Below are 25,324 nucleotides of genomic sequence, written 5' to 3'. Positions count from 1 at the left end.
ACCGTTTCGACGGCGGGATCGACATCGGAGCGTGTCCCGCCGCGTCTGGCTCAGCCTCCTGCTCGCCGTGGTCGTCGCCGTCGGTGGCGGCGCCGCGGCCTGGGCGGTCTCCGCCCCGGCCGGGGCGGTCGGGCACGACGTCTCCTACCCGCAGTGCGGCACCGCGCTCCCGACGACCGGTCGGTTCGGCGTCGTGGGCGTCAACGGCGGGAAGGTGTCGACCGCCAACCCGTGCCTGGCGACGCAGTACGCGTGGGCGGCGGGGACGGCGAACGGCGCGGACCTCTACGTGAACACCGGCAACCCCGGCGCGATCTCCACGTTCTACTGGTCGCAGAGCGGCACGCGCGACCCCGTGCTGTGCACCGACCGGAACTCGTCCTCCGATCCGGGGTGCGCGTACAACTACGGCTGGCACGGCGGCCAGGACTCGCTGCGGATCGCCCGGAACGCCCTCGGTAGCGGGGTGACCGCGCGGACCTGGTGGCTCGACGTCGAGCTCGCGAACAGCTGGAATGGCACCCCGGCGGCCAATGCGGCCTCGCTGCAGGGCGCGCTCGACGCCCTCGCGAACGGCGGGATCGGCACGGTCGGCATCTACTCCACGGGCTACCAGTGGGGTCAGATCACCGGCGGGTTCACCGCGTCGACCGCGGCCACCTACCGCAGCGGCTGGGCGAAGGCGTTCACGCCGAAGCGGGCACTCGAGTCGGCACCGCTGTGGATCGCCGGGCTCTCCACCCTCGACGCGGCCTCGAAGAACTGCGCGACGAGTTTCACCGGCGCCAGGGCGGTGCTCGCCCAGTACTCGGACGGGAACCTCGACGGCGACCTCGTCTGCGGAGCCCCGCCGACCACGACTCCCGCGCCGACCACGACGACGGCCGCCCCGACCACCACCACCACCACGGCTCCGACCACGACGGCAGCTCCGAGTACGACGGCCCCGACCACGACCACGACGACGACGGTTCCCACGACGACCACGAAGCCGACCACCGCGGCGCCCACGACGACGACCACGACGACGAGGCCGACCACCAGTGCCCCGGCCCCGACGGCACCCGGCGCACCGACCGGCGTCACCGCGACGACCGACCCGACCCGGGGGATCGTGCTGCGCTGGACGGCACCGACCCAGACCGGTGGCAGCCCGGTGAACCGGTACGTGATCCTGCGCGGGAACGCCCCGGGGCGGGAGACGGTGCTCGGGGTCCTCACCTGTCGTACGGCCCAGTGCGCGTGGCGCGACACCTCGGTCGCGGCGGGCGCCACGGCGTACTACCAGGTCGCGGCCGCGAACGACGCGAACCAGGTCGGCCCCCGCAGCCCGGAGGTCAGCGCGCGGGCGCGGTGATGGCACCTTGTCGTGGCCTGCGGCGGGGGCCGCCTCGTCCTGTCGTTGTGATTCACAACGACAGGCCGGCGCGGGTGGGGTGATGGCCCACGACAAGGCCGGCCGGCGGCCCGGAGATCCCAACGCGCGGAGCGAAGTGATCGCTCAGCGACCACTTTGCTCCGCGCGATGGGATCTTGCTCCCGGCGACGGGCCTGGGAAGGTGGACCCGCCGTCGGGAAGGGCCACCGGTCCGGAGATCCGGACGTGCGGAGCGAAGTGATCGCTCCGCGACCGCTTCGCTCCGCGCGATGGGATCTTGCTCCCGACGACGGGTCAGGGAGGCGGACCCGCCGTCGGGAAGAGCTCTAGCGGGTGGCGTCCTGCAGGCGTCGGGCGCCCTCGTCGGCCTTCTGCGCGCCGACGCCGGTGGCCGATCCGACCAGCCGGAGCCCGACCACGGTGACGACGTTGACGAGCCGCCCGGTGATCCGGACCGGGTTGAGCGCGGCCGCGAGCTTGTCGAGCGGGGCCGCGGCGGCCTCGGTGTAGAGGTGGATCGTCCGGCCGGCGCGGTCGGCGGCGTCGGTGAGCTCCTCGTCGAGCTTCTCGCCCTGCTGGGCGGCCCGGCGGGTGGTGTTGCGGAGCTCGTCGGTCGCGTCGGCCGCGGTGGCCTCCACCTGCGCCGCGGTGCGGCGGGCGGCGGCGCGGGTCTCGCCCGCGACCTCCCGGACCGTGCCCCGGACGTCCTCGGCGGCCTCGCGCCCCGTGGCCCGGGCGACGTCGGCGGCGTCGCGGGCGGCGGCCTCGACGGACTGCTCGGCGGCGGAGGCGTCGTCGGCGATCTGCTCGGCGCCCGCGGAGACGCTGCGGCCGACGCGCCGGGCGGATCCCTCGGCGTGCCCGCGGACCTTCTTCGCGGTGGTGGCGAGGTCGTCGCCGACCTCGTCGGCCGTCCCGGCCGCCTCGTCGCCGACGGTGCGTGCCGAGTCCGCGGCCTGGTCGGCGACCGCACCCGCCCGCTTCGCCGCCGTGTCGGCGACCTCACGGGGACGGGAGTCGGAGTCGGACCCGGACGAGGCCTGCTGTCGGGCGGCGTCGCGCTCGGCGGCGCTGCTCTGGCCGGACGCCTCGAGGCGGGCCCGGTCGAGGTCGGGGACCTCCACGCCGGCCTGGGCGGCCTCGGCGGCCGCGCGACGCGCGGTGTCCTCGCCGGTCTGCTTCGCCTCCGCCGCGGCCGCGGCGGCCGACAGCTCGGTGGCGATGCGCTCCGAGTCCTGGGTGTTGGCGGGCACGTCGGTGGCCTCGACGAGCTCGCCGGCGAGGTCGTGCACCAGGACGGCGCCGCCGCCGTCGTTCCGCACGATCTCGACGGCGCGGGTGATCGCGTCGGCCTGCGTCGGTGCGTGGGCGCTGGGCCGCGTGGCGGCGGGCTTGACGACGATCCAGCCGTCGTCGGACGGGCGGACGTGGCGGTCGGCCATGGGTGAGGTCTCCGGGAGATGGGTGGCGGGATCGGTGGCGATGGATCGAGGTGCCCGACCCCGCTGATCGACTACACGCCCACCTCGGTGACCGGCGCCACCGGACCGTCCGCTCCGCGCAGACTGCACGAAACTCCCCGGAGGGACTTCACCTCCGGCGCGACGGGGAGCACGCTGGACGTCCGTACGACGGAAGGACGGTGCGCCATGACGAGACCGACCGCGATGGTGCCCGAGCAGATCATCGGATCGCCCGACGACGCCGAGCGCGCCCGGATCGAGGAGGCCCGCGCCCTGCACCGGCGCCTCGCCGGGGAGGTCACGATCCTCGAGAACTTCGAGCGACGCCTCACCCGGCAGATCCACGAGCGCCAGGAACAGGGCCGCGACGACTACGTGCGCGAGCTCGTCCAGCGCCGTATCTCGGTGCGCTCCCGGCTCGAGGAGATGCGGCTGCGCCGGGCGCGGGCGGCGGAGGCCGCCCGGCTCTGACCCGTCGAGGGGTACGTGAGGCAGCCTCCGGGCGTCCCGGACCTGCCTGGTGCGCCCCTCGCGACGGCTGCCCTACGCCGCGACGGCCGCGAGCACCATCGTCGCGAGCACCGGCCCCGCCACCTCGGGTGAGGTGTGCGAGGCGCTGCGGGGGGTGGAGTTCATCAGGCCGAACGCGGCGTGGGCGGCCGTCCGGACCTCGTCGGTGCTGCGGCTCGGACCGACCCGGGCGATGACGTCCTCCCAGATCTCGACGTAGGCGCGCTGGAGCGCGCGGACCCGTCGTCGGGAATCGTCGGGGAGCGAGGCGAGGTCGCGGTCCTGCACCGTGATGAGCTCGGGCCGGTGCAGGGCGAAGTCGACCTGGAAGTCGACGAGCGCGCCCAGACGGCCGCCCGGGTCGGGGTGGGCCGTGACGATCGTGCGGGCCCCGTCGAGCAGGTATTCGCTGATGCCCACGAGCATCTCGGCGAGCAGGCCCTCCTTGGACGGGAAGTGCCGGTAGATCGCCGGGCCGGAGACTCCGGCGGCCGCACCGATGCCGTCGATCGAGGTGCCGTGGAAGCCGTGGCGGGCGAACAGGCGCGCGGCCTCGACCAGGATCTGGTCCCGACGTCGGGTCGGCGCGCCTGCCATCAGCTCCATGGCGGCGACCCTACGACTCTTGCGCCGCGATGTGAACGCTCGCTAACGTCTCGTGTTAGTCATCGTTCACGTCGAGGGAGGTCGCCGGTGACCGCCACGGTCGGGTCCGGACACGCGGAACTGGTCGACGACCTGCGCGCGAAGCTCGCCGCGGTCCGCCTGGGCGGGCCGGAGCGCAGCCGAGCGCGCCACGTCGAGCGGGGCAAGTTGCTCCCGCGCGACCGGGTGGACGCGCTGCTCGACCCGTCGTCGCCGTTCCTGGAGCTCTCGCCGCTCGCGGCGCACGGCATGTACGACGACGCCGCGCCGGGCGCGGGGATCATCACCGGGGTCGGGCGGGTCTCCGGGCGGACGTGCGTGGTCGTGGCCAACGACGCGACCGTCAAGGGCGGCACGTACTACCCGATGACGGTGAAGAAGCACCTCCGGGCGCAGGAGGTGGCGCTGCAGAACCGGCTGCCCTGCGTCTACCTCGTCGACTCCGGCGGGGCGTTCCTGCCCGCGCAGGACGACGTCTTCCCCGATCGGGAGCACTTCGGCCGCATCTTCTACAACCAGGCCACGATGTCGGGCCTCGGCATCCCGCAGATCGCGGCCGTCCTCGGCTCGTGCACCGCGGGCGGCGCCTACGTGCCGGCGATGAGCGACGAGGCGGTGATCGTCCGGAACCAGGGGACGATCTTCCTCGGCGGCCCGCCGCTGGTGAAGGCCGCGACGGGCGAGGAGGTCACGGCCGAGGAGCTCGGCGGCGGCGACCTGCACGCCCGCACCTCCGGGGTGGTCGACCACCTCGCCGACGACGACGCCCACGCGCTGGCGATCGTCCGCGACATCGTCGACACCCTCCCCACCGACCCGACGCCCCCGTGGGAGAAGCGAGCCTCGGTGCCGCCGGCGAAGGACCCCGCCGAGCTCTACGACGTGGTGCCGGTCGACGGCCGCAGCGCCTACGACGTGCGCGAGGTGATCTCCCGGGTGGTCGACGGCTCGCGCTTCACCGAGTTCAAGGCCGAGTACGGGACGACGCTGGTCACCGGCTTCGCGCGCATCCACGGCCACCCGGTCGGCGTCGTCGCGAACAACGGCGTGCTCTTCCGCGAGTCCGCGCTCAAGGGCGCGCACTTCGTCGAGCTGTGCGACCAGCGCGGCATCCCGCTGGTGTTCCTGCAGAACATCACCGGGTTCATGGTCGGCCGCGAGTACGAGGCGGGTGGCATCGCCAAGGACGGCGCGAAGATGGTCACCGCGGTGGCGACGACGCGGGTGCCGAAGCTGACGGTCGTGATCGGCGGTTCGTACGGCGCCGGCAACTACGCCATGAGCGGCCGCGCCTACTCGCCGCGCTTCCTCTTCATGTGGCCGAATGCGCGGATCTCCGTCATGGGTGCCGAGCAGGCCGCGACGGTGCTCGGCACGGTCGGGTCGTCGAGCGCCGACTCGGTGCGCGAGCAGTACGAACGCCAGGGCCACCCGTACTACTCGACCGCCCGGCTCTGGGACGACGGCGTGATCGACCCGCTCGACACCCGCACGGTCCTGGGTCTCGCGCTCTCCGCCTGTGCGCACGCCCCGCTGGACGACCCGCGGTTCGGCGTGTTCCGGATGTAGCCCGTCCCCGCGGTGGCAGGAAAGCGTCGTTGCTGCCATCCGGTGACAGCAACGACGCTTTCCTGCCACGAGGGAGAGGACACCGTGTTCGCCAGCGTGCTGATCGCCAACCGCGGCGAGATCGCCGTCCGCATCGCCGCCACCGTGCGCGCCCGCGGGCTGCGCAGCGTCGCCGTCTACACCGACGCCGACGCGTCGTCACCGCACGTCGGGGCGGCCGACGTCGCCGTCCGGGTGGGCAACTACCTCGACGGCGAGGCGATCGTCGCGGCCGGGCGCCGGGTCGGCGCACAGGCCGTCCACCCCGGCTACGGGTTCCTGGCCGAGAACGCGGCGTTCGCCCGCACGGTCGCCGACGCCGGGATGACGTGGATCGGGCCGCCGCCGACCGCGATCGAGACCATGGGCGACAAGATCTCGGCCAAGGCCGCGGTCGAGCCGGCCGGGGTGCCGCTCGTGCCGGGCAGCTCCGCGAAGGGGCTCACCGACGCGGAGCTCGCCGAGGCCGCGCGCGACACCGGCTTCCCGGTCCTGCTCAAGCCCAGCGCGGGCGGCGGTGGCAAGGGCATGCACGTCGTGGAGCGCGACGAGGATCTCGCCGACGCCATCGCGGCCGCGCGACGCGAGGCGCGCGGGTCGTTCGGCGACGACACGCTGCTGCTCGAGCGCTACGTGACCAACCCCCGGCACGTCGAGATCCAGGTCCTCGCCGACACCCACGGCGCGGTGGTCCACCTCGGCGAACGCGAGTGCTCGCTGCAGCGCCGCCACCAGAAGGTCGTCGAGGAGGCGCCGTCGGCGGTCCTCGACGAGAAGCAGCGGGACGCCATGGGCCGCGCCGCCGTCGACGCGGCCAGGGCCTGCGGGTACGTCGGCGCCGGGACCGTCGAGTTCGTGACGAATGCCGACGCCAGCGAGTTCTTCTTCCTCGAGATGAACACGCGGCTGCAGGTCGAGCACCCGGTCACCGAGGAGGTCGTGCGGGTCCGCGGCGGCCGGCTCGACCTCGTCGCCGAACAGCTCCGGATCGCCGCCGGCGAGCCGCTGGGCTACGACCAGGACGACGTCACGCTCTCCGGCCACGCCGTCGAGGTCCGGCTCTACGCCGAGGACCCGGCCCGCGGCTTCCTCCCGACGGGCGGCCGCATCCTCGGGCTCGACTGGCCCGACACGCGCGTGGACGCCGGTGTGCAGGTCGGCCAGGAGGTCGGCAGCGCCTACGACCCGATGCTCGCCAAGATCATCGCCCGCGGTGCCGACCGCACCGAGGCACTCGACCGGCTCGACGAGGCGCTCGCCCGCACCACGGTCCTCGGCGTCACCACGAACCTCGCCTGGCTGCGCACGCTGATCACCCAGGACGACGTCCGCGCCGGGCGGCTCGACACCGGCCTCATCGCGCGGCTCGGGGTGCCCGAGCAGCAGGTTCCCGACGACGTCGTGGTCGCGGCCGCCCTCGCCGGCCTCCTGCGCCTGCCCGAGTCCGACGACCCGTTCGCCACGCTCGGCGGCTGGCGGATCGGCGGCGAGCCGGCGCCCGCACGCTGGACGCTCGTGCCGCTGGGGGAGAAGGACACGACGTTCGAGGTCGCCCTGCGCGGACGGGCCGACGCCGCGTCGGTGAGCGTCGGGGACACCGAGCCCCGACCCGTCGTCGGGAAGAAGACCCCGGACGGCCTGGTGACGACGCTCGACGGCGTCACCCGCCGGTACCGGACCGCCCTCGCCGACGGCGTCCTGTGGATCTCCCGCGACGGCGGGACGTGGGCGCTGCGCGAGCAGGAGCGGCTGGCCGCGGCGCGGACGGCACAGGCCGCCGACGGCGCCGTCACGAGCCCGATGCCCGGCACCGTCACCGTCGTCGAGGTCGAGCTCGGCGAGACCGTCGAACCGGGACAGCGCCTCGTCGTCGTCGAGGCCATGAAGATGGAGCACGTGCTCACCGCGCCGGTCGCCGGCGTCGTGACCGAGCTCGGAGCGAAAGCCGGGGCCACCGTCGCGCTCGACGCGCCCCTCGTCACCGTGACCCCGCAGGAGTGATCATGCAGCTCTCGACCGAGCACGAGGAACTGCGCCGGACCGTCGAGGACTTCGCGCAGAAGGAGGTCGCGCCGGTCATCGGGGACTTCTACATCCGCGAGGAGTTCCCGTACGACCTGGTCGCGACCATGGGCGAGATGGGCCTGTTCGGCCTGCCGGTGCCCGAGGAGTACGGCGGCATGGGCGGTGACTACGTCGCGCTGTGCGTCGCGCTCGAGGAGCTCGGGCGGGTCGACCAGTCGGTGGCCATCACCCTCGAGGCGGGCGTCTCGCTGGGGATCATGCCGCTGGTGCGCTTCGGCTCCGACGAGCAGAAGCAGCGCTGGCTGCCCGACCTCGCGGCGGGGAAGGCCCTCGGCGGGTTCGGCCTGACCGAGGCCGGCGGCGGGTCCGACGCCGGGGCCACCCGGACGACCGCGAAGCAGGACGACGGCGACTGGGTGATCAACGGGTCCAAGGCGTTCATCACCAACTCCGGCACCCGCATCACCTCGCACGTCACGGTCACCGCGGTGACCGGGCGGGACGAGGCCTCCGGCAAGCGCGAGATCTCGGCGATCCTCGTGCCGAGCGGCACCGAGGGCTTCACCGTCGCGCCGAGCTACTCGAAGGTCGGCTGGAACGCCTCGGACACCCACGAGCTGGCGTTCTCCGACTGTCGGGTGCCCGAGGAGAACCTCGTCGGGCAGCGCGGCAAGGGCTACGGGCAGTTCCTGTCGATCCTCGACGAGGGCCGGGTGGCGATCGCCGCGCTCTCGGTCGGCGCCGCCCAGGGCTGCGTCGACGAGTCGGTCCGCTACGCCCGCGAGCGGCAGGCGTTCGGCGCCGCGATCGGCACCTACCAGTCGATCCAGTTCAAGATCGCCGAGATGGAGACCCGGACCGTCGCGGCCCGCCTCGCATGGCACGACGCCGCCGAGAAGATGGCCGCCGGCAAGCCGTTCACCAAGGAGGCCTCGATTGCGAAGCTGCTGTCGTCGAACGCGGCGATGGACAACGCCCGCGACGCGACGCAGATCTTCGGCGGGTACGGCTTCATGAACGAGTACCCGGTCGCCCGCCACTACCGCGACTCGAAGATCCTCGAGATCGGCGAGGGCACGTCCGAGGTGCAGAAGATGCTGATCGCGAAGCGTCTGGGCCTCTGAGGTCCGGAACGAACGAGGCGTTCGTGGCTTCTCGCTGCACGAACGCGTCGTTCGTTCCGGTCAGGGGGCGTCCACCGGCGCGGCGTCCTCGGAGCGGGCCCCGATCCGGGTCGCCGAGGTGCTCCCCGACGACAGGTCCACCGCGCGGCTCGCGGCGAGGAGTCCGATCTCGGGCATCGCGCCGTAGATCGTCTCCCACTGCCCGGCGGACACGTGGTAGGTCTCGTGGAAGATGCCCACCGAGTCCGGCGACGTCCGGGCGGCCCGGTTGAAGGCCCGCCACGCCGGCAGGTGCTCGGCCTGCGCGTTGCGCGCGTAGGCCTCGAGGTGGGAGTAGGAGCGCCAGTACTGCACGACCGCGGGGCCGCCGAACATCCAGCCGGCGTGGGCCTTCAGGAGGCCCATCTCCGGATGCTGCTCCAGTTCGCGCAGCATGCGGGGCATCGCCCGGAAGACGGGGAGCCAAGCGCGGACGTCGGTCCAGCGGTTGACGTGGGTGCCGATGAGGAAGACGACGAAGTCGCCCTCGAGGTCGGCGCTGCGGCGGACGTACGCACTCATGCCATGACCTCCGAGAGGGAGCGCGCGCGGTCGCGCAGGAACAGGAACAGCGGGAACACGAACGCCACGGCGATCGCGCACGAGCCGACGACGAGCAGGACGAGCGACCACGTCGGCCACCCCAGGCGCCGGCCCTCGATCACCATGAACACGCAGGCCGCGAGCCCGGCCACGAGGATGTCGACCGCGGCCGACGAGCTGGCGGCGTTCGCGAACCACCCGGCCAGGTAGTCCTCGCCGGCGGCCATCGAGGCCAGGTTGAACCACCACGTCCCGACGAGCCCGACCACCGACAGCGCGAGGTAGACGTACCTCATGCCGCCACCGCCTCGCGCGGCGCCGGCCGCGGGGCGCGGGCGAGGACCAGCACGACGGCGAGCGCGGTCCCGACGACGAGGCCTCCCGCGACCGCGAGGGTCAGCGCGTCCGGGGCGAGCAGCGGCTGCGCGCGGAGGGCCTGCCAGGTCAGCAGCAGGGTGAGCCCGGTCCAGGCGGCCGCGGCGACGAGCACGAGCCGGGTCCGGACGAGCTCCGACCGCAGCCTCGGGACGCGCGCCGCCAGCACCAGCAGACCCAGCGCCACGAGCGGGACCACCTGCAGGCCGTGCAGCCCGACGAAGTGCCCGATGCGCAGGTCGCCGCCCGTGGTCGACCACCCGAGGAAGGCGAGCCCCGGGCCGCCGTCGGGAACGCCGACCGCGTGTGCCCCGCTGACCGGCAGCGCCCCGGTAGCCTTCGCGGCTTGGATCTGGGCGCCGGTCGGGCTGGTCATGAGAAAGGCGACGGCCATGCCGAGCAGGGACACGGCGAGCCCGAGCCGGACTCCCCACGCGATCGACGGGGTCAAGGAGCGCTCGCGCAGCAGCATGACCGCGATCACCAGGTTGGCCAGCCAGAGCACCACGATCGACACGGCCATGACGCCCCACACCGCGGTGTCGAACGGCGTCGCGACGTCGAAGTGGCTGGCCCGGCCGCGGATCACCTGGCCGACGATCGCGACCATCTCGATCGCCCCGGCGAGGGCGACCACCGTCGCCGCGGACGACGCGACGCGGTGGGCCCGGTCGCCGCGGACCAGCGACACCATCCACGCGAGCGTCGGCGAGTACACCGCGAGCGAGACGGAGAACTTGAGCGGCTTGGCCCAGATCGGCTGACCCCCGAGCACACGCGGGTCGAGGAGCAGCCCGCCCACGCAGACCAGGGCCAGGAGGACCATCGCCCCGGTCAGGGCGAGGAGGGGTCGGTTCCAGGATCGCACGGTCATCCCCCACACTGGTCCGTCCGGCTGCCCGGTAGCTTTGGACAGTAGAGCTATCCGTTCACGATGTCCAGCGGGAGGAGCCGGATGAGGGTCGGCGAGCTGAGCCGGCGCAGTGGCGTGAGCGTCGCGACGATCAAGTACTACCTCCGCGAGGGGCTGCTCCCCGCCGGGGAGCGGACCGGCCCGAACCAGGCCGCCTACGACGACGGGCACCTGCGGCGGCTGCGGATGATCCGCGCGCTGATCGACGTCGGCGGTCTGTCGGTCGTGGCGACCCGCGACGTGCTCGCGGCCGTCGACGACCCGGACCTCCCGCTCTTCCAGGCCCTCGGTCGGGCCTCGGGCACCACGACGACCGCGCCGGACGCGGCCGAGGAGCAGGACGAGGCGTGGAACGAGGGCGAGCGGATGCTGGCCGAGCAGGTCGACGAGCGCGGGTGGCAGGTCTCGGCCGAGAACCCGGCGTGGGCCACCGCCGTCGGGGTGCTCGCGACCTACGTGCGCCTCGGCGACGCGGACCTCGCGCGGCAGCTCGGGCTCTACATGCGGACGATGGAGGAGGTCGCCCGGCACGAGGTCGCGGCCGTGGTGGACCGGGGCGACCGGGCGCGGACGGTGGAGGGCGTCGTCGTCGGGACCGTCCTCGGCGACACCCTCCTCGCAGCGGTGCGCCGGCTCGCGCAGCAGCACTGCTCGCTGCGCCTGCTCGGCGAGACGCCGCCCGACCCGGAGGGTTAGCGTCGCGATCATGCCTGAGGCACGTATCGACTTCCCGTCCCGCGTCGGCGTCTGGTGGACCAGTGACTCCTGGCGCATCTCCGACGCCGCCGACGTCGCCCGCGACCTGGAGGGCATGGGCTACGGCTCCCTCTGGTACGGCGAGGCCTACGGCAAGGAGACCTTCACGCAGGCGGGCGCGTTCCTGAACGCGACCGAGCGCCTCGTCGTCGGGACCGGCATCGCCAACATCCACGCGCGCGACCCCATCGCCGCGGAGTCCGGCGCCCGCACCCTCACCGCCCTGCACCCGGGCCGCTTCGTGCTCGGCCTCGGCGTCTCGCACGCGCCGCTGGTCGAGCGTGGTCGGGGTGGCACCTACGCGAAGCCGCTCGCGACGATGCGCGACTACCTGCAGCGCATGGACGCCGTTCCCGCCGAGATCGAGCCGGACGCCCGCCCGACGCGGGTCATCGCCGCGCTCGGCCCGAAGATGGTGGAGCTCTCCGGCAGCGCCGCCGACGGATCCCACCCCTACCTCGTGCTGCCGCAGGCGACCGCGGACCAGCGGAAGGCCCTGGGCCCCGACAAGTGGGTCATCTCCGAGCAGGCGGTGGCGCTCGGCGACGAGGAGACCGCGATGCGCCGGGCACACGCCCACCTCGAGATCTACTCGGGCCTGCCGAACTACCGGAACTCGTGGCTGCGGCAGGGCTTCGACGACTCCGACCTGGTCCGGGGAGGCTCGGACCGCCTCGCGCGGGCGCTGGTCGGCACGGGCTCGGCGGAGCAGGCCGCGGCGGCCGTGACCGCCCACCTCGACGCGGGCGCGGACCACGTGCTGATCCAGGCGCTCGGCGACTCGCCGTTCGACGACCCGCGCCCGGCGCTGCGGGAGCTGGCCGGCGCCCTCGGCCTCTGAACGGCTAGCGCACGTCCCGCCGGATCGGGTGGTCCGGCGGGACCTCGACGAGCACGAGCGCGCGCCCGTCGGGGTCGGCGATCCAGCACTCGCGCAGCCCCCACGGCTCGGTGCGCGTCCCTCGGGTGACCACGGCGCCGGCCGTGCGCAACTCCGCCTCCGCCGCCTCCACGTCGCGGACCTGGAGCCAGATGCCGTCCGGACCCGACCCGGCGTCGGGGACCCGCCCGGAGACCTCCAGGTAACCGGTGCCGAGGAAGTAGACGACCCCGCCCGGGAACTCGCGGGCGACCGCGAGACCCAGCGTGCCGCCGTAGAACGCCCACGCGACCTCGGGATCCCGCGGGCGGATCAGGATGCGGCTGGACAGCACCTCCACGTGAGGTCCCACCTTTCGTGATTCGGTCGGCACGGCGGGGGCATCCTGGCCGTCGTGAGCTCTCCCGGCCAGGCAGCACCCGATCCCCGCCGCTGGCGCGCCCTCGTCGTCTGCCTCGTCGCGGGGTTCATGACGCTGCTCGACGTCAGCATCGTCAACGTCGCCCTCCCCTCCATGCAGCGCGGACTCGGCGCGTCGGCGGCCGAGTTGTCCTGGGTCGTGTCCGGCTACGCCCTGACCTTCGGCCTGGTGCTGGTCTCGTCGGGACGCCTGGGCGACGACCGCGGCCGCAAGAAGATGTTCCTCATCTCGCTGGCGCTGTTCACGATCACGAGCGCGGTGGCCGGGCTCTCGGTCGACCCGACGATGCTCGTCATCGCCCGCCTCCTGCAGGGCGCGGCGGGCGGCATGCTGAACCCGCAGATCATCGGCGTGATCCAGCAGCTGTTCTCCGGCCGCGAGCGGGGTCGCGCGTTCGGGCTGTTCGGTGCGGTCATCGGCATCTCGACCGCGGTCGGCCCCCTCTCCGGCGGTCTGCTGCTGCAGTGGACCGGCGAGGCCGAGGGCTGGCGCTGGGTGTTCTACGTCAACGTCCCGATCGGGATCATCGCGCTGCTGCTGGGGCTCTGGTGGCTCCCTCGCGACGAGTCCACCTCCGGCGAACGCCGCCCGCTCGACGTGGTCGGCGCGCTCCTGCTCGGCGGCGCGGTCGTCGCCCTGATGCTGCCGCTCGTGCTCTCCGAGCAGGACTTCGCGGGCGCCCCGTGGTGGCTCGTCGGCGTCGCGGTGCTCCTGGGGCTGCTCTTCGTCGCCTGGGAACGCCGCGCAAAGCGCACCCACGGGCACCCGCTGGTGAACTTCGGCCTGCTGCGGACCCGCAGCTACGCGATGGGCACCGCCCTCGGCCTGCTCTACTTCGCCGGCTTCACGTCGATCTTCTTCGTGCTCACCCTCTTCCTGCAGCAGGGCCGCCAGTTCACGCCGCTCGAGGCCGGGCTCGCCCTCACCCCGTTCGCCGTCGGCTCCGCGGTCTCCTCCGCCGTCGGCGGCCGGTTGATCTCCCGGCTCGGCAAGCCCCTCATCGTCGGTGGGCTGGTCACGGTGGTGATCGGCCTCGTCGCGACCGACATCGTGCTGCGGCTCGACCCCGTGAGCGTCGGGTGGGCGATCGCCCTGCCGCTGCTCGTCGCGGGCGTCGGTGGTGGGCTCGTCATCGCGCCCAACCAGACCCTCGCCCTCGAGGAGGTCCCGGCCCGCGAGGGCGGCACGGCGGCCGGGGTGCTGCAGACCGGGCAACGCATCGGTTCGGCGATCGGCATCTCCGCGGTCGGCGCCGTGTTCTTCTCCACGCTCGCCTCCAGCCGCGGCGACTGGCCGAGCTCGATCAGCTCCGGGCTGGTCATCACAGTCGGGCTCGTCGTGCTCGCGCTGCTGGTCGGCATCGCCGACCTCGTCCTGGGCCGCGTCTCCCGCCGCCGCACCCCGGACAGCGAGCCCGACGGCGGGTCCACCGCGGCTCCGGCTGCTCAGGAGACCGAGGAGACCCAGGAGACCTCCCCGGACGGCGGGCCGGCCGTCGTCGGGAGGGTCGTGCGCTCCGAGGACGGCCGCCCGGTGCCGGGCGCGGTCCTCACCCTCGTCGACGAGGCGGGGCACCAGGCCGCGCGGGCGGACGGGGACGCGGACGGGTCGTTCCGGCTGGTCCCGCGCCACTCCGGCTCCTACCAGCTCGTGGTGCGGGCCCGCGGCCGCGCCCCCGACGTCGGGCGGGTGGCGGTGAACGGGCGCGAGAGCGCCTACGACGTGGTGCTCGGTCCGGCGGCGGAGGACCACGTGGTGCGCGCGGTGCGATAGCCCCCGAGGTGGCAGGACGTCAGGCCCGCTTGAGCGGCGGCCGCGCGACCCCGTCGTCACCGGCGAGCGACGCCTGCGCCGGCGACCGGGCGAGGACGACCACGCCGCCGAGGGCGAGCACCAGCCCCAGCACGAACCACGGGGCCCAGCCGTCCCGGATGCCGTCGCCGAGCAGGAGGAGCCCGAGCAGGCCGGGGGCGAGCGTCTCCGTCACGGCGAGGACGGCCACCACGGGGCCGACCGCGCCGCGGGCGAGCGCGACGGTGTAGAGCGCCAGCCCGAGCGCCGCGTACCCGACGAGGGCCCACGCCACGGGGTCGGTGACGACCGCGCGGGCGATCTCGGAGACGGGCCCGTCGAGGTCGACCAGGCGCACCGCGACGGCCGTGCCGCCGAAGGCCAGCCCGGCCGTGAACGCCGTCGGCACCGCGCGCCGGCTGCGCACCGCGAGCGTGATCCCCCCGACGGCGAGCACCAGCAGCACCACGAGCAGCGCGATCGTCCCGGCGACCCCGGTGTGGGGCAGATCGCCGGTGCTCGCGCTGCCCACCAGGAGGGCCAGGCCGATCACGTTGGCGCCCGCGGCGACGAGGTCCACGCGGCGCAACGGGGTGTCGAAGACCCAGTGCGAGGCGATCACCGTGATCACGACCTGTCCGGCCACGATCGCCTGCACCGCGACGATGGGCATGTAGCGCAGCGCGAGGACGGTGAGGACCCAGCCGGCGATGTCGAGCAGGAGCCCGCCCAGGTAGACCGGGCTCGTGAGCACCCCGGCCGCCCGGGTGGCCCGGCGCGTCGCCAGCGCCTCGAGCATCGCCGCGCCGGCATTGGCGGCGGCCGCCACGAGAGCGGCGGCGAGCCCGACGACCAGCACCGCCACCTCCGCCGTCGTGCTCGATCGTCGTGTCCGTCCCCCGCGAGTCTGCCCGTCGCCCGACCGCGCGACGCGCTCATCGGCGTGCGCGTCGCCCTCGCGAACGGGGTACTTCTCCTGTCCCGACGCCGGGTCGGGGACGCTCGAGCGGACAGGGGCTCACGACGGTGGCGACGGCGATCGGCCTGGCGGTCACGGCGGTGGTGCTCCTCCTCGGGGCCGCGTTCGCCCGACGACGGGCCCCGCGGCCCGTCCCGGCCTGCCTGCTGGTGTCCGGGGTGCTCGTCGGCCTGTCGGCCACGGTGTTCGCGCTGGTGGCCCGCGACGAGACCCTGGCCGACACCGACGCCCCGGTGCTCGGCGTGATGGTGGCGGAGCGGACCCCGGGCCGTACCGACCTCGCCGAGGCCGCGTCCCTGTTCGGCGGAACCGTCGCCACGGGCGGGCTCGCGGTCCTCGCGGCGCTCGTGCTGGCACTGCGCGGGCGGCGGTCCCGGGCCGTGGTGTGGGTGGGCGCGGTGGCTGTGGGATCTCTCACCATCCGGCTGCTGAAGACCGCCGTGGAGCGGGCCCGGCCGCCGGTGGACACCCGCCTCGCCGTCGAGACCTCCGCCTCCCTGCCCTCCGGACACGCGCTCATGTCGGCGCTCGGGGTGGGTCTCACGGTGGTCGCGCTGCTCGTCCTGCTGCGGGACGCGGGCCGGACCCACTCGGTTGTGCGCGGTGCGATCGTCCTGGTCGGGGCACTGATCGTCCTGCTCATCGGAACGAGCCGCGTCTACCTCGGGGTGCACTGGACCACCGACGTGCTGGCCGGATGGATGCTGGGCGGCGCACTCCTCGGCCTGGCCGTCGCACTGGCAGCGACCCTCGAACGGAGGCCGTCGGAGATCCATCCCTCGAAAGGGTCAGTTGACGCGCCGGTAGCCTGACGCTCGGACGCCATCCCGACGAACGGGCGACACATGGCGTCACTCGAATGCGCCGAATAGTCTTCCGGGCACGTGCCATCGGCGCGGTCCGTGGCCATGCCGATCGGGGGTCGTTCCATGGAGCAGGTCCCGCTCCTGGTCCTCGGGACCGGAGTCGACGGCCTCGCGACCGCCCTCTGCCTCGCGCACCAGGGTTTTCCGGTGCAGGTGCTCGACCGCGGGCCCGACCCCGCCGTCGAGGACGATCCCGCGCTCACGGGGACGACCCTGCTCCGGCCGGCCGCCACCCGGGTGCTGCACGGGCTCGGGCTGCTCGACCCCCTGCAGGACCGCACCCTCGAGCTGCAGCGCCTCACCCACCTGGACGCCGGGACCGGCCAGCCCCTGCGCAAGGTCGAGCTGGGCGACCAGGTGCGGGCGCGCTTCGGCTACCCCGTGCTCATCGTCGCCCGCCAGGAGCTGCGCCGGACCCTGGCCCAGGCCTGCGCGCGCGACGAGATGATCACGGTCCGCTACGACAGCCGCCTCACCGGCGTCGAGGACATCGGCGACGCCGCCCTGGTCACGCTCGAGGGCGGCGAGGAGTGGCGTTCGGAGGCGCTCGTCGGCGGCGACGGGGCCTCCAGCCGGGTGCGGGCCCTGCTCGACGGCGGGGCCGGGGCCCTCTCGCCCACCTTCGTCGTCCGGCGCGGCACCGTGGCGGCCACCGCGGGCGAGCCGGCCCATCCGGAGCTGCGGGTGTGGTCGGCGCCGGCGTTGCAGGTCGCCCGGATGCCCTCACCGAGCGGGGGTGCGGACGTGGTGTTCGTGACCCGGGCGGACCTGCCCCCGGCCGAGCGGGAGTGGATCGTGTCCCGGCTCGACCCCGACGTGCGCCGCACGGTCTCCGGGGTGGCCACCCAGGAGCCCGACCAGGTCGTCGCCCACCAGCGCCCGCTGCCGCGCTGGACCCGCCACCGCCTCACCGTGGTCGGCGCGGCCGCCCAACCGCTGCTGCCCCACGCCGGCGAGGAGGAGAGCCAGGCGCTGCTCGACGCGCACGCGCTCGGGGCCGCCTTCGACCGCTCCGACGGCCGCATCCTGCCCGGCCTGGAGGGCTACGAGGCCCTGCGCGCCGCCGCCCGGGCCGCCTGCGCGGCGAAGGTGGCGGAGGTGGCCGCCCTCGCCCACGCCGAGGGGCTGACCCGTCGGCTGCGCGACCGCCTGTGGGCCCGCGAGGCCGTCGACGAGGTCGCCGAGATCGTGGGCGAGCCGTAGGTCACAGGCGCAGGATGGCCGGGTGAGCACCGCAGCGAACGGTTCCGGACCGACCACCGCGCCCCGTCCGATCTCGGTCGAGGCCGACCCCGCCGACCTCGGCTTCGATCCCGCCCGGCTCGCGCGGGTCGACGAGCACTTCCGGCGCTACGTCGACGACGGGCGCCTGGCCGGGTGGCAGGCCGTCGTCGCGCGTCGGGGGCAGGTCGTGCACGCCTCGGAGTACGGGCTCCGCGACGAGGAGGCCGGGCTCCCCGTCGAGGCCGACACGCGGTGGCGCATCTACTCGATGACCAAGCCGATCACGTCGGTCGCCGCGCTCATCCTGTGGGAACGCGGGCTGCTCGAGCTGACCGACCCGATCAGCCGGTGGCTCCCGGCCTTCGCCGAGCCCCGCGTGTACGTCAAGGGCAGCTCCACCGCCCCGCTGACCATTCCCAGCCCCGAGCCGATCCGGGTGTGGCACCTGCTCACCCACACCGCGGGCCTGACCTACGGCTTCCACCACGCCCACCCCGTCGACGAGCTCTACCGGGCCCGCGGGTTCGAGTGGGGCGTGCCGGCGGGCTTCGACCTCGCGGCGTGCGTGGACGCGTGGGCCGAGATGCCGCTGGTGCACACCCCCGGCACGGAGTGGAACTACAGCCACGCGACCGACGTGCTGGGCCGTCTCGTCGAGGTGGTCTCCGGGCAGTCGCTCGACACGTTCCTGCAGACCGAGATCCTCGACCCGCTGGGCATGACGACGACCGGGTTCGCCGCCGACGACCCGTCGCGCACCGCCGCGCTCTACGCCCTCGGGCCCGGTCGGACGCGCGTGCGGGCCGACGCGATGGGCGAGCCGTTCCTGCGGCCCCCGACGTGGCTCTCGGGCGGCGGCGGCATGGTCTCGACGGCCGCGAACTACCACCGGTTCGTCCAGATGCTCGTCCGCGGTGGCGAACTCGACGGGGTCCGGCTCCTCGGGTCGCGCACCGTGGCCTACATGGGGCGCAACCACCTGCCCGGGGGACGGGACCTCGAGCAGGTCGGCCGCCCGCTCTTCGCGGAGATGCCCTTCCACGGCGTCGGCTTCGGCCTCGGGGTGTCGGTGGTGCTCGACCCGGCGGCCTACCGCACCCTCGCCTCGGCCGGCGAGATGGCCTGGGGCGGCGCGGCGAGCACGGCGTTCTGGGTGGACCCGACGGAGGAGGTCACGGCCCTGTTCCTCACCCAGCTCCTGCCTTCCAGCGCCTACCCCATTCGCAGTCGCCTGCGTTCACTCGTCTACCAGGCGCTCGTCGACTGACGCTCTTCGTGACCAGCGATGCCACGCTGTGTCACGAACCTGAGGAGTCCCCGGGTCACCCTGAGAGAGGGCTGCACGGCGCGCGCGTGCTCGGTAGCGTCCAGCCCTGCCTCGCGGCGGACGAGGGAACGGGTGTTCAGGAGACGGATGAACGTGACACCGGGTCCACGACGACGGCCGGCCGGACCGCATCCGGAGGCGGCGTCCACGTCCGTCCCCGCCCCACGCGGGTCGGAGTCGGGTGCGCTCGCGGGGGTGCCGGCGCAGCGGACCGCCGCCGACGTCTACCGGGTCAGCGAGGAACAGGTCCACCGTGCCCGGATGGCGGTCGCCCGCAACGCCCTCGACTCCGAGGACTGCCGCGACCTGCTCGACATGCTCGGGCTCATCGGCGAACCGGGCGAGCCGCCGCCCGTCCGCCGCTGAGTCGAGGCACACCGTCCGGGCGCGGCGCGTCGGCCGCGCGGGGACGGCCCCGCCGCGATTAGCGTGAGAGCGTCATGGTCGACGTCCCTGCTCCGCCCGCCCGTCCGACCGGCCCCGGCGAGCCCCACCGCCCGGCGCCCCGCCAGGCGCGCGCCGTGGCGACCCGCGAGGCGATCCTCACCGCCGCGGCCCACGAGTTCGCCGCCGAGGGCTACCACGCCGCCTCCCTGTCGAAGATCCTCCTTCGCAGCGGCGTGACCAAGGGCGCGCTCTACTTCCACTTCGCGTCCAAGGAGGCGATGGCGGACGCCGTCGTCGCCGTCATGGAGCAGCGTTTCCCGGAGATCACCGCCGCGTTCGAGCGTCTCGGCCACGACCCGATGACCACGTCCGTCATGATCGCCATCGGGATCGCGGACGTCTTCGCCGCCGACGTCCACGTCCGCGGCGGGATGCGCGCCGTCGGTGAGGGCGTCCTCGGCCCGGAGCGCTTCCGCTGGGCCTACCAGTACTGGGACGACGTCTTCCTCGACCTCCTCGGGCGCGCCCGGAACGCGGGACTGCTCCGCGAGGGCGTCGACGCAGGCGACCTCGCGCGCACCGTCGTGGCGCTCGGCAACGGCCACCGGGTGGTCTCCACGGCGACGACGGGGCAGGCCGACCTGCGCGACCGGGCCGTCCGGTCGTGGGAGCTGCTGCTCGGGTGCGTCGCGGAACCGGCCTGGTTGGAGCGCTGGGAGGCGGCCGGCGGGATGGCGTCGCTGCCCGTCGGGAATCCGTTGCCGGGGGTGCCTGAGAGCGGTCCGGATCCCGTCCCGTAAGCTTCTCCCTGCACCCAACGGAGCGGACCGGTCACCACCGGAGGGGGTAAGGTTCTCGCACCGAGCCCCCATCGTTCAGTGGCCTAGGACTCCGCCCTTTCAAGGCGGCAACGCGGGTTCGAATCCCGTTGGGGGTACGCACTACAGTTTCACAAGCTAGGCCCAGTGGCGCAGTTGGTTAGCGCGTCGCCCTGTCACGGCGAAGGTCGCGGGTTCGAGTCCCGTCTGGGTCGCACAGTCGTGCTGGAGTCGCTCGTGGACCTGGCCGACACGGCCAGGTAGCTCAGTCGGTACGAGCGATCGCCTGAAAAGCGATAGGTCGGCGGTTCGACCCCGCCCCTGGCCACCTCAGCCCACCTCGCGGAGACGCTTGGTGGGCTTCTGTGTGTCCGGGGCCGGTTCGTGCCGCCGCGAGGGCTACATCAGGCAGGCCCGGCCACCCGGATTCCTGCCTCACGTCACCCTCGCGGCGCGGGGTCCGCGGAGTTGCGTGATGTGAGCTGACGAACGCCCGCGGTTCGGGTCGTTCAATCGTGGACAACCGGTCGGTGAACGATGGCCGGTCCCGCATGGATCGGCCCCGTCGACCGAAGGAAGGTCCTCAGACCGTGCCGACCACCGTCTCCGCCCTGGTCACCGACGCTGCGTCGAAGCCGCTCGAGCGCTCGACCATCGAGCGCCGGGACCCGAAGCCGCACGACGTCGTCATCGACATCGCCTACGCCGGCATCTGCCACTCCGACATCCACCAGGCCCGCGACGAGTGGGGTGGCGCGGAGTTCCCGATGGTGCCCGGCCACGAGATCGCGGGCACCGTGTCCGCCGTCGGCGACCAGGTCAGCAAGTTCTCGGTCGGCGACCGCGTGGGCGTCGGCTGCTTCGTCGACTCCTGCCGCGAGTGCGACAACTGCAAGGCCGGCGAGGAGCAGTTCTGCACCAAGGGCGAGGTGCAGACCTACAACGCCCGCGAGTACACCGGCGAGCAGACCTTCGGCGGCTACTCGCAGTCGGTCGTCGTCGACGAGAACTACGTGCTGAACATCCCCGAGGGCGTCGAGCTCGACGTCGCCGCGCCGCTGCTGTGCGCCGGGATCACGCTCTACACCCCGCTGACCCACTGGGGTGCCGGCCCCGGCAAGAAGGTCGCGATCATCGGCATGGGCGGCCTCGGGCACGTCGGCGTCAAGATCGCGCACGCGCTCGGCGCGGAGGTCACGGTCCTCTCGCAGACGCTGTCGAAGGAGGAGGACGGCAAGCGGCTCGGGGCGGACCACTACTACGCCACCTCGGACGAGACGACCTTCGAGACGCTCGACAGCACGTTCGACCTGATCGTCAACACGGTCTCGGCCGACCTCGACCTCGAGAAGTACGTCGCCCTGCTCGCGCTCGACGGCTCCATGGTCAACGTCGGCATCCCGTCGAACCCGGGCTCGATCCATGCCTTCTCGCTGGCCAACGGCCGGCGCAGCCTGGCCGGCTCGAAGATCGGCGGCATCCGCGACACCCAGAAGATGCTCGACTTCTGCGCCGAGCACCACATCGGCGCCGAGATCGAGAAGATCACCGTCGACGAGGTCAACAAGGCCTACGACCGCGTCGTCGACTCCGACGTCCGCTACCGGTTCGTCATCGACATCGCCTCGTTCGACCAGTAGTTCCCGACGCCGGGTCGTCCCCGACCCGCCGCGGAACGCGAACGCCCCCACTGCCGACGGCAGCGGGGGCGTTCGTCGTCGTGGGGATCAGACGAGACCGAGGCTCCGGAACGGGCCGCCGAGGGCGAGCGCGAGGTCGCCGGGAGCACCGTGGGCCTTCGCGTAGGCGAGCATCCGCGCGAGGTCACCGACCCCGTTGGAGCCCGGCGCGGGCGCCAGGTTCAGCGTCGAGAGCACGCCGACGGCCCGGCCGGTCGCGTCGAGGAAGCCGCTGCCGGAGTCGCCCGGGACGCCCGGCGTGAGCGTGAGGACCGGGTGGCTCCAGCCGTTGCCCGTGTCACCCAGCGCGGCACCGACCTTGGGCGACAGGGCGGCGACCCCGCCCCGCAGCTCGGAGTTGCCGTAGCTCGCCACCCGCTCACCGGCGGCGAGACCGTCGGTGTCGATCCCGGTCGGCCCGCCGAAGAACGGCACCGCGGGCGACACCGTCGCGACGTCGGCCGGGTCGATCTCGACCAGTGCCAGGTCGTTGTAGGCGCAGGCGTCCGCGTCCTTCTCGCCGGCGGCCTGCATGGCGAGCCACGAGTTGTACACGAGCTTCCCGGGCTTCGACGCCCCGCTGATCTCGACCGGCGTGCCCAGCGGCAGGGACGCCGAGGTGCAGCCGTCGGTCTCGGTGGCGGCGCCCGTCCCCGAGCAGTGCGCGGCCTGCCCGATGAACGTCCTCCCGCCGCCGGTGTAGACGAAGTTCGCGGTGCATTGCGCGCCGTCGGTGCGCAGCTGCACCCCCGGGTGGATCGACCCGCCCAGCGCGGCGGTCATGTCCGGGAGGGCGACCGGGGCGGGCAGGGGGATCGCGGGGCCGGGGACGGTCACCGCACCGGGCACCGGCGGGGCGGGCGGTGGAGTGGGGTCGGCCCAGGCCGAGCCGGTCACCGCACCCAGGAGGAGTGCCGCGCCCGCGAGCACCGTCGTGATCCGTCGTCCCTGCCGCACCCGGCCACCTCACCCGTCCGGTCGATCCCTTTTTCGACACAACGGGCCGAGGGGGACGAGGTGACGGTCCCGCTCAGCGGGTCTGCAGCGCCGCCCAGGTGGTGGCCGCGGCGACCCCGCCGTCGGCGGCGAGCGTCTGCCCGTTGATCCAGCGGCTCTCGTTGGACATGAGGAAGGCGACGACGGCGGCGATCTCGTCGGCCTCGGCGTCCCGTCCGGCGGCCGTGCGCTGACGGGCCAGCCGACGGGGATCCATGGAGCGCTCGACCTCCGGCAGCTGCGGAGTGCGCACCGGGCCGGGGGCGACGCCGTTCATGCGGATGCCCTCGGGCCAGGTCAGCGTGGAGGAGGCGGTCGTGTACGCGAGCACGGCCTCCTTGGACAGCTCGTAGACGGGCCGGTCGGGGCGGCGCTCGCGGCACCAGCGCAGGCCCTCGTCGAACGAGGTGGTCGCGAGCAGCGGCCGGAGCTCCGCCAGGTGCGCGACCCAGTGCCGACCCTCCGCCGAGGACACGTTGACCACCGACCCGCCGCGCTGGATGCGGGGGAGCAGCCGCTCGGTGAGGTGGCGCATGCCGAGGAAGTTCACGGCGAGGACGGTCTCGGCGGGCGAGGTGCCCGGCACCCCGGCGACGTTCGCGAGGGCGTCGACCCGGTCGTCGAGACGCTCGACGGCCGCGTCGATCGACCGCGGATCGGCGAGATCGCACCGCACGTGCGCGATCTCGCGGTCGGGCGGCTCGCGCCGGTCGAGGCCGATCACGGTGACCCCGTGGCGGGAGAGGAACTGCCCGAGGGCGCGACCCACGCCCGAGGAGGTCCCGGTGACGACGAAGACGGTGCTCATGGCACCGGTCAGAGTAGACGGCCGTGCCGGGCCCTCCGAAGGGTGATCGGTCGGCCTCCCGTCGGGTGACGGTCGGCGCTTTACCGCAGCACGAGCCGTCGTCATGGACCCTGGAAGGACGACGACGGGAGTCCCCCCCATGCTGCTGTTCGGGATCGTGCTCATCGCCCTCGCGGCCGCGGCCATCGTCGCGGCCAACCGCCGGGTCGCCCAGCGGCACGCCCTGATCGGCGCGTCCACCTCGGAGGTCGCCGATCTCGAGGTCGAGCAGCAGGCCCTCGTCGACCTGGGCACCGTCGGGGGTTTCCGGCGGGTCGCGGCGGTGGTCGGGTACGCGCACCCGGCGGAGGAGGGCCTGCTGCGCTCCCCGCAGACCGGGACCGAGTGCGTCTGGTGGCGGCGTGTGGTGCGGACGCCCTACAGCGACGACGGCGGCTCGCGCCTGCTGCTCGAGGAGAGCTCCGGCCGGCGCTTCGTGCTCGTCGAGGAGACCGGCAACATCGGCGTCGACCCGCAGGACACGGTCGCGGTCCAGCCGGAGAAGGTGGCGGAGGTGCACGCGTTCGACCCGGCCGAGGGCGGGATCGTCCGCGAGGAGTGGGTGCTGCGCCCGGGGACCGGGCTCTACGTGCACGGCGAGGTCCACGACCGCGACGGCACGCTCGTCATCGCCCGCCCCGAGGTCGGCGACTTCGTCATCTCCACGCGGGACCCCACCGCCCTGCGCGAGGACTCGCTGCTGCTCCAGCGCCGCTGGGCCTGGGGCGGCGCCGTGTCCGGAGTGGCCGGGCTGGGTCTCATCGTGGCCGCCCTGCTCACCTGACCCTCGAACGGCCCAATCCGGTTGCTCCGAGTCACAGCAACGAGGCACGCTCGGGGACATGAGCGGCGTGCAGGGCGACCTCGACCTGGAGCGGTCACCGTCCGTGCCCGGCGGCGGTCCGGCTTCGCGGTGGCGTCCCCAGCGGATCACGAGCCTCGTGTTCCGCATCTGGGTGCTGCTGCTGGTGACGGCGCTCGGGACGCTCGCCGCGGTGCTCGCGGCCTGGGTGCGCACGGGGATCAGCGACACCGGGATCGGCATCTTCGTGGCCCTGACGATCACCCTGCCGCTCCTGCTCGCGGGCATCGGCGTCGCGATCGGCGCGGCGAACGACAGCCGCGTCGACGACGACGTCCGGACCTACGGTCTCGGGATCCGCTCGGTCCTGCTCACCTCCGGGGCCGGGGACCGCCCGTTCGAGTTCGACGCCCGGCCCGCCGGCACGGTGACGCGGCCCGGGAGGCGGCCCGGGCGGTCCCGCAAGGACCGGCGCGAGGGACGCGCCGTCGTCGTCGGGGACCGGGACCGAGACCGGTGGCTCGACCAGCAGGGGCACCGGTTCGAGCTGCTCGACGGCCGGGACGTCGTCGCGACGGCGTCGGCGCACCGGGAGGGCCCGTGGCAGGACTGGGAGATCGAGGTCGACGGGCGGCTCCTCCGCCTGCGGACCCGGGTCGCGCGGCACCCCCCGCGTCGCACCCTGCTCGACGACCTCGGCCGGGCCTGGAGGGCCGACGTCACGCGGGACCGGGTGAGCGCGCGGCTCCCCGAGGAGCTCTCGCCGGCCGGCGCGGCGTTCGTGCTGAGCGTGCTGGCGGCGATCCGGGACACCGTCGAGGTGTCCGGCGGGTCCTCGGGCGGCGGCGTCGACCTCGCCGACGACGGCTGGAGCTGGGACTGACCGCCGGTCCCGCCGCCGTCGAGCGGGGGCCCGTCCCCGACGACG

Annotated in this window: 25 protein-coding genes and 3 tRNA genes; 19 read left to right on the top strand and 9 right to left on the bottom strand. The window is 73.8% G+C overall.

Translation table 11 applies throughout. The annotated features are described in order from the left end of the window. Nucleotides 1-31: 31 nt before the first annotated feature. Nucleotides 32-1,357 carry a glycoside hydrolase family 25 domain-containing protein gene (locus QSK00_RS03230; protein ID WP_285587441.1) on the top strand — a complete coding sequence of 442 codons (1,326 nt, stop codon included), beginning with the start codon at nt 32-34 and terminating at the stop codon, nt 1,355-1,357. 347 nt (nt 1,358-1,704) lie between these two features. Here the strand turns inward: QSK00_RS03230 and QSK00_RS03225 are convergent, their stop codons facing one another. Further along, entirely contained in the window at nt 1,705-2,820 is a 1,116-nt protein-coding gene (locus QSK00_RS03225; RefSeq protein ID WP_285587440.1) for a DUF2188 domain-containing protein, read from the bottom strand. Between the two features lie 207 nt (nt 2,821-3,027). On the opposite strand from QSK00_RS03225, the gene QSK00_RS03220 reads away from it, so the two are divergent. Beyond that, complete coding sequence (locus QSK00_RS03220; protein ID WP_285587438.1) at nt 3,028-3,312, top strand: hypothetical protein; 285 nt, start codon at nt 3,028-3,030, stop codon at nt 3,310-3,312. A 72-nt stretch (nt 3,313-3,384) separates the two neighbouring features. Here the strand turns inward: QSK00_RS03220 and QSK00_RS03215 are convergent, their stop codons facing one another. Continuing rightward, a complete protein-coding gene (locus QSK00_RS03215; protein ID WP_285587437.1) occupies nt 3,385-3,957 on the bottom strand; it encodes a TetR/AcrR family transcriptional regulator in 573 nt (190 codons plus the stop codon). Nucleotides 3,958-4,044: 87 nt separating this feature from the next. Between QSK00_RS03215 and QSK00_RS03210 the strand changes: the two genes are divergently transcribed. The 3 genes from QSK00_RS03210 to QSK00_RS03200 all read left to right on the top strand — a co-directional run bounded on the left by QSK00_RS03210 (nt 4,045) and on the right by QSK00_RS03200 (nt 8,753). Beyond that, nucleotides 4,045-5,565, top strand: coding sequence for a carboxyl transferase domain-containing protein (locus QSK00_RS03210; protein ID WP_352231076.1), 1,521 nt, complete (start codon nt 4,045-4,047; stop codon nt 5,563-5,565). Nucleotides 5,566-5,649: 84 nt separating this feature from the next. Beyond that, complete coding sequence (locus QSK00_RS03205) at nt 5,650-7,605, top strand: acetyl/propionyl/methylcrotonyl-CoA carboxylase subunit alpha (protein ID WP_285587433.1); 1,956 nt, start codon at nt 5,650-5,652, stop codon at nt 7,603-7,605. Between the two features lie 2 nt (nt 7,606-7,607). Continuing rightward, the gene (locus tag QSK00_RS03200) at nt 7,608-8,753 is read left to right on the top strand and encodes an acyl-CoA dehydrogenase family protein (protein WP_285587429.1); all 1,146 of its coding nucleotides are present in this window, start codon (nt 7,608-7,610) and stop codon (nt 8,751-8,753) included. A gap of 60 nt (nt 8,754-8,813) precedes the next feature. Here QSK00_RS03200 and QSK00_RS03195 read toward each other — a convergent pair whose 3' ends face one another. The 3 genes from QSK00_RS03195 to QSK00_RS03185 are packed head-to-tail and all read right to left on the bottom strand — an operon-like array spanning nt 8,814 to nt 10,584. Beyond that, nucleotides 8,814-9,314 (bottom strand): DUF4188 domain-containing protein, encoded by a 501-nt coding sequence (locus QSK00_RS03195; protein ID WP_285587426.1) that lies wholly within the window; start codon nt 9,312-9,314, stop codon nt 8,814-8,816. Beyond that, on the bottom strand, nt 9,311-9,631 hold the full coding sequence (locus QSK00_RS03190; protein WP_285587425.1) for a DUF2834 domain-containing protein: 321 nt from the start codon (nt 9,629-9,631) through the stop codon (nt 9,311-9,313). The genes QSK00_RS03195 and QSK00_RS03190 overlap by 4 nt, the downstream gene beginning before the upstream one ends. Beyond that, nucleotides 9,628-10,584, bottom strand: a complete 957-nt coding sequence (locus QSK00_RS03185; protein WP_285587423.1) for a hypothetical protein — start codon at nt 10,582-10,584, stop codon at nt 9,628-9,630. The genes QSK00_RS03190 and QSK00_RS03185 overlap by 4 nt, the downstream gene beginning before the upstream one ends. Nucleotides 10,585-10,665: 81 nt before the next feature. Here QSK00_RS03185 and QSK00_RS03180 point away from each other — a divergent pair, with 81 nt between their 5' ends. Together QSK00_RS03180 and QSK00_RS03175 are read left to right on the top strand one after the other, a co-directional pair. Next, nucleotides 10,666-11,319 (top strand): MerR family transcriptional regulator, encoded by a 654-nt coding sequence (locus QSK00_RS03180; RefSeq protein WP_285587420.1) that lies wholly within the window; start codon nt 10,666-10,668, stop codon nt 11,317-11,319. A gap of 10 nt (nt 11,320-11,329) precedes the next feature. Beyond that, nucleotides 11,330-12,220 carry a TIGR03620 family F420-dependent LLM class oxidoreductase gene (locus QSK00_RS03175; protein WP_285587418.1) on the top strand — a complete coding sequence of 297 codons (891 nt, stop codon included), beginning with the start codon at nt 11,330-11,332 and terminating at the stop codon, nt 12,218-12,220. A gap of 4 nt (nt 12,221-12,224) precedes the next feature. Here QSK00_RS03175 and QSK00_RS03170 read toward each other — a convergent pair whose 3' ends face one another. Beyond that, on the bottom strand, nt 12,225-12,599 hold the full coding sequence (locus QSK00_RS03170; protein ID WP_285587416.1) for a VOC family protein: 375 nt from the start codon (nt 12,597-12,599) through the stop codon (nt 12,225-12,227). A gap of 54 nt (nt 12,600-12,653) precedes the next feature. Between QSK00_RS03170 and QSK00_RS03165 the strand changes: the two genes are divergently transcribed. Continuing rightward, nucleotides 12,654-14,453 carry an MFS transporter gene (locus QSK00_RS03165; RefSeq protein WP_285587413.1) on the top strand — a complete coding sequence of 600 codons (1,800 nt, stop codon included), beginning with the start codon at nt 12,654-12,656 and terminating at the stop codon, nt 14,451-14,453. A gap of 19 nt (nt 14,454-14,472) precedes the next feature. Here the strand turns inward: QSK00_RS03165 and QSK00_RS03160 are convergent, their stop codons facing one another. Next, nucleotides 14,473-15,336 (bottom strand): hypothetical protein, encoded by an 864-nt coding sequence (locus tag QSK00_RS03160; protein WP_285587409.1) that lies wholly within the window; start codon nt 15,334-15,336, stop codon nt 14,473-14,475. 161 nt (nt 15,337-15,497) lie between these two features. Between QSK00_RS03160 and QSK00_RS03155 the strand changes: the two genes are divergently transcribed. The 9 genes from QSK00_RS03155 (at nt 15,498) to QSK00_RS03115 (ending at nt 21,712) form a co-directional block, all read left to right on the top strand. Then, nucleotides 15,498-16,262: a phosphatase PAP2 family protein gene (locus tag QSK00_RS03155; protein ID WP_285587407.1), complete on the top strand. Its 765-nt coding sequence runs from the start codon at nt 15,498-15,500 to the stop codon at nt 16,260-16,262. A 117-nt stretch (nt 16,263-16,379) separates the two neighbouring features. Next, entirely contained in the window at nt 16,380-17,519 is a 1,140-nt protein-coding gene (locus QSK00_RS03150; RefSeq protein ID WP_285587405.1) for an FAD-dependent monooxygenase, read from the top strand. Nucleotides 17,520-17,541: 22 nt separating this feature from the next. Then, the gene (locus tag QSK00_RS03145) at nt 17,542-18,807 is read left to right on the top strand and encodes a serine hydrolase domain-containing protein (RefSeq protein WP_285587402.1); all 1,266 of its coding nucleotides are present in this window, start codon (nt 17,542-17,544) and stop codon (nt 18,805-18,807) included. Between the two features lie 255 nt (nt 18,808-19,062). Continuing rightward, the gene (locus QSK00_RS03140; protein ID WP_285587399.1) at nt 19,063-19,233 is read left to right on the top strand and encodes a hypothetical protein; all 171 of its coding nucleotides are present in this window, start codon (nt 19,063-19,065) and stop codon (nt 19,231-19,233) included. Between the two features lie 74 nt (nt 19,234-19,307). Further along, nucleotides 19,308-20,054 carry a ScbR family autoregulator-binding transcription factor gene (locus QSK00_RS03135; RefSeq protein WP_285587397.1) on the top strand — a complete coding sequence of 249 codons (747 nt, stop codon included), beginning with the start codon at nt 19,308-19,310 and terminating at the stop codon, nt 20,052-20,054. Nucleotides 20,055-20,118: 64 nt separating this feature from the next. After that, nucleotides 20,119-20,191 (top strand) — tRNA-Glu (locus QSK00_RS03130). Nucleotides 20,192-20,213: 22 nt separating this feature from the next. Next, nucleotides 20,214-20,287: transfer RNA gene (locus tag QSK00_RS03125), tRNA-Asp, on the top strand. Nucleotides 20,288-20,326: 39 nt separating this feature from the next. Further along, nucleotides 20,327-20,400 (top strand) — tRNA-Phe (locus QSK00_RS03120). Between the two features lie 262 nt (nt 20,401-20,662). Further along, complete coding sequence (locus QSK00_RS03115) at nt 20,663-21,712, top strand: NAD(P)-dependent alcohol dehydrogenase (RefSeq protein WP_285587394.1); 1,050 nt, start codon at nt 20,663-20,665, stop codon at nt 21,710-21,712. A gap of 87 nt (nt 21,713-21,799) precedes the next feature. Here QSK00_RS03115 and QSK00_RS03110 read toward each other — a convergent pair whose 3' ends face one another. Both QSK00_RS03110 and QSK00_RS03105 read right to left on the bottom strand, forming a co-directional pair. After that, nucleotides 21,800-22,708 (bottom strand): S1 family serine peptidase, encoded by a 909-nt coding sequence (locus tag QSK00_RS03110; RefSeq protein ID WP_285587393.1) that lies wholly within the window; start codon nt 22,706-22,708, stop codon nt 21,800-21,802. A gap of 73 nt (nt 22,709-22,781) precedes the next feature. Next, nucleotides 22,782-23,555: a coniferyl-alcohol dehydrogenase gene (locus QSK00_RS03105; RefSeq protein ID WP_285587390.1), complete on the bottom strand. Its 774-nt coding sequence runs from the start codon at nt 23,553-23,555 to the stop codon at nt 22,782-22,784. A gap of 139 nt (nt 23,556-23,694) precedes the next feature. On the opposite strand from QSK00_RS03105, the gene QSK00_RS03100 reads away from it, so the two are divergent. Beyond that, nucleotides 23,695-24,378 (top strand): GIDE domain-containing protein, encoded by a 684-nt coding sequence (locus QSK00_RS03100; protein ID WP_285587387.1) that lies wholly within the window; start codon nt 23,695-23,697, stop codon nt 24,376-24,378. A gap of 58 nt (nt 24,379-24,436) precedes the next feature. Beyond that, nucleotides 24,437-25,279 (top strand): hypothetical protein, encoded by an 843-nt coding sequence (locus QSK00_RS03095; RefSeq protein WP_285587384.1) that lies wholly within the window; start codon nt 24,437-24,439, stop codon nt 25,277-25,279. Nucleotides 25,280-25,324: the final 45 nt, after the last annotated feature.

Source organism: Actinomycetospora sp. NBRC 106378 (assembly GCF_030269685.1).
GTDB lineage: Bacteria > Actinomycetota > Actinomycetes > Mycobacteriales > Pseudonocardiaceae > Actinomycetospora.
Note: the sequence above shows the minus strand (reverse complement) of the source record. Positions and strands in the feature narration are given on the sequence as shown.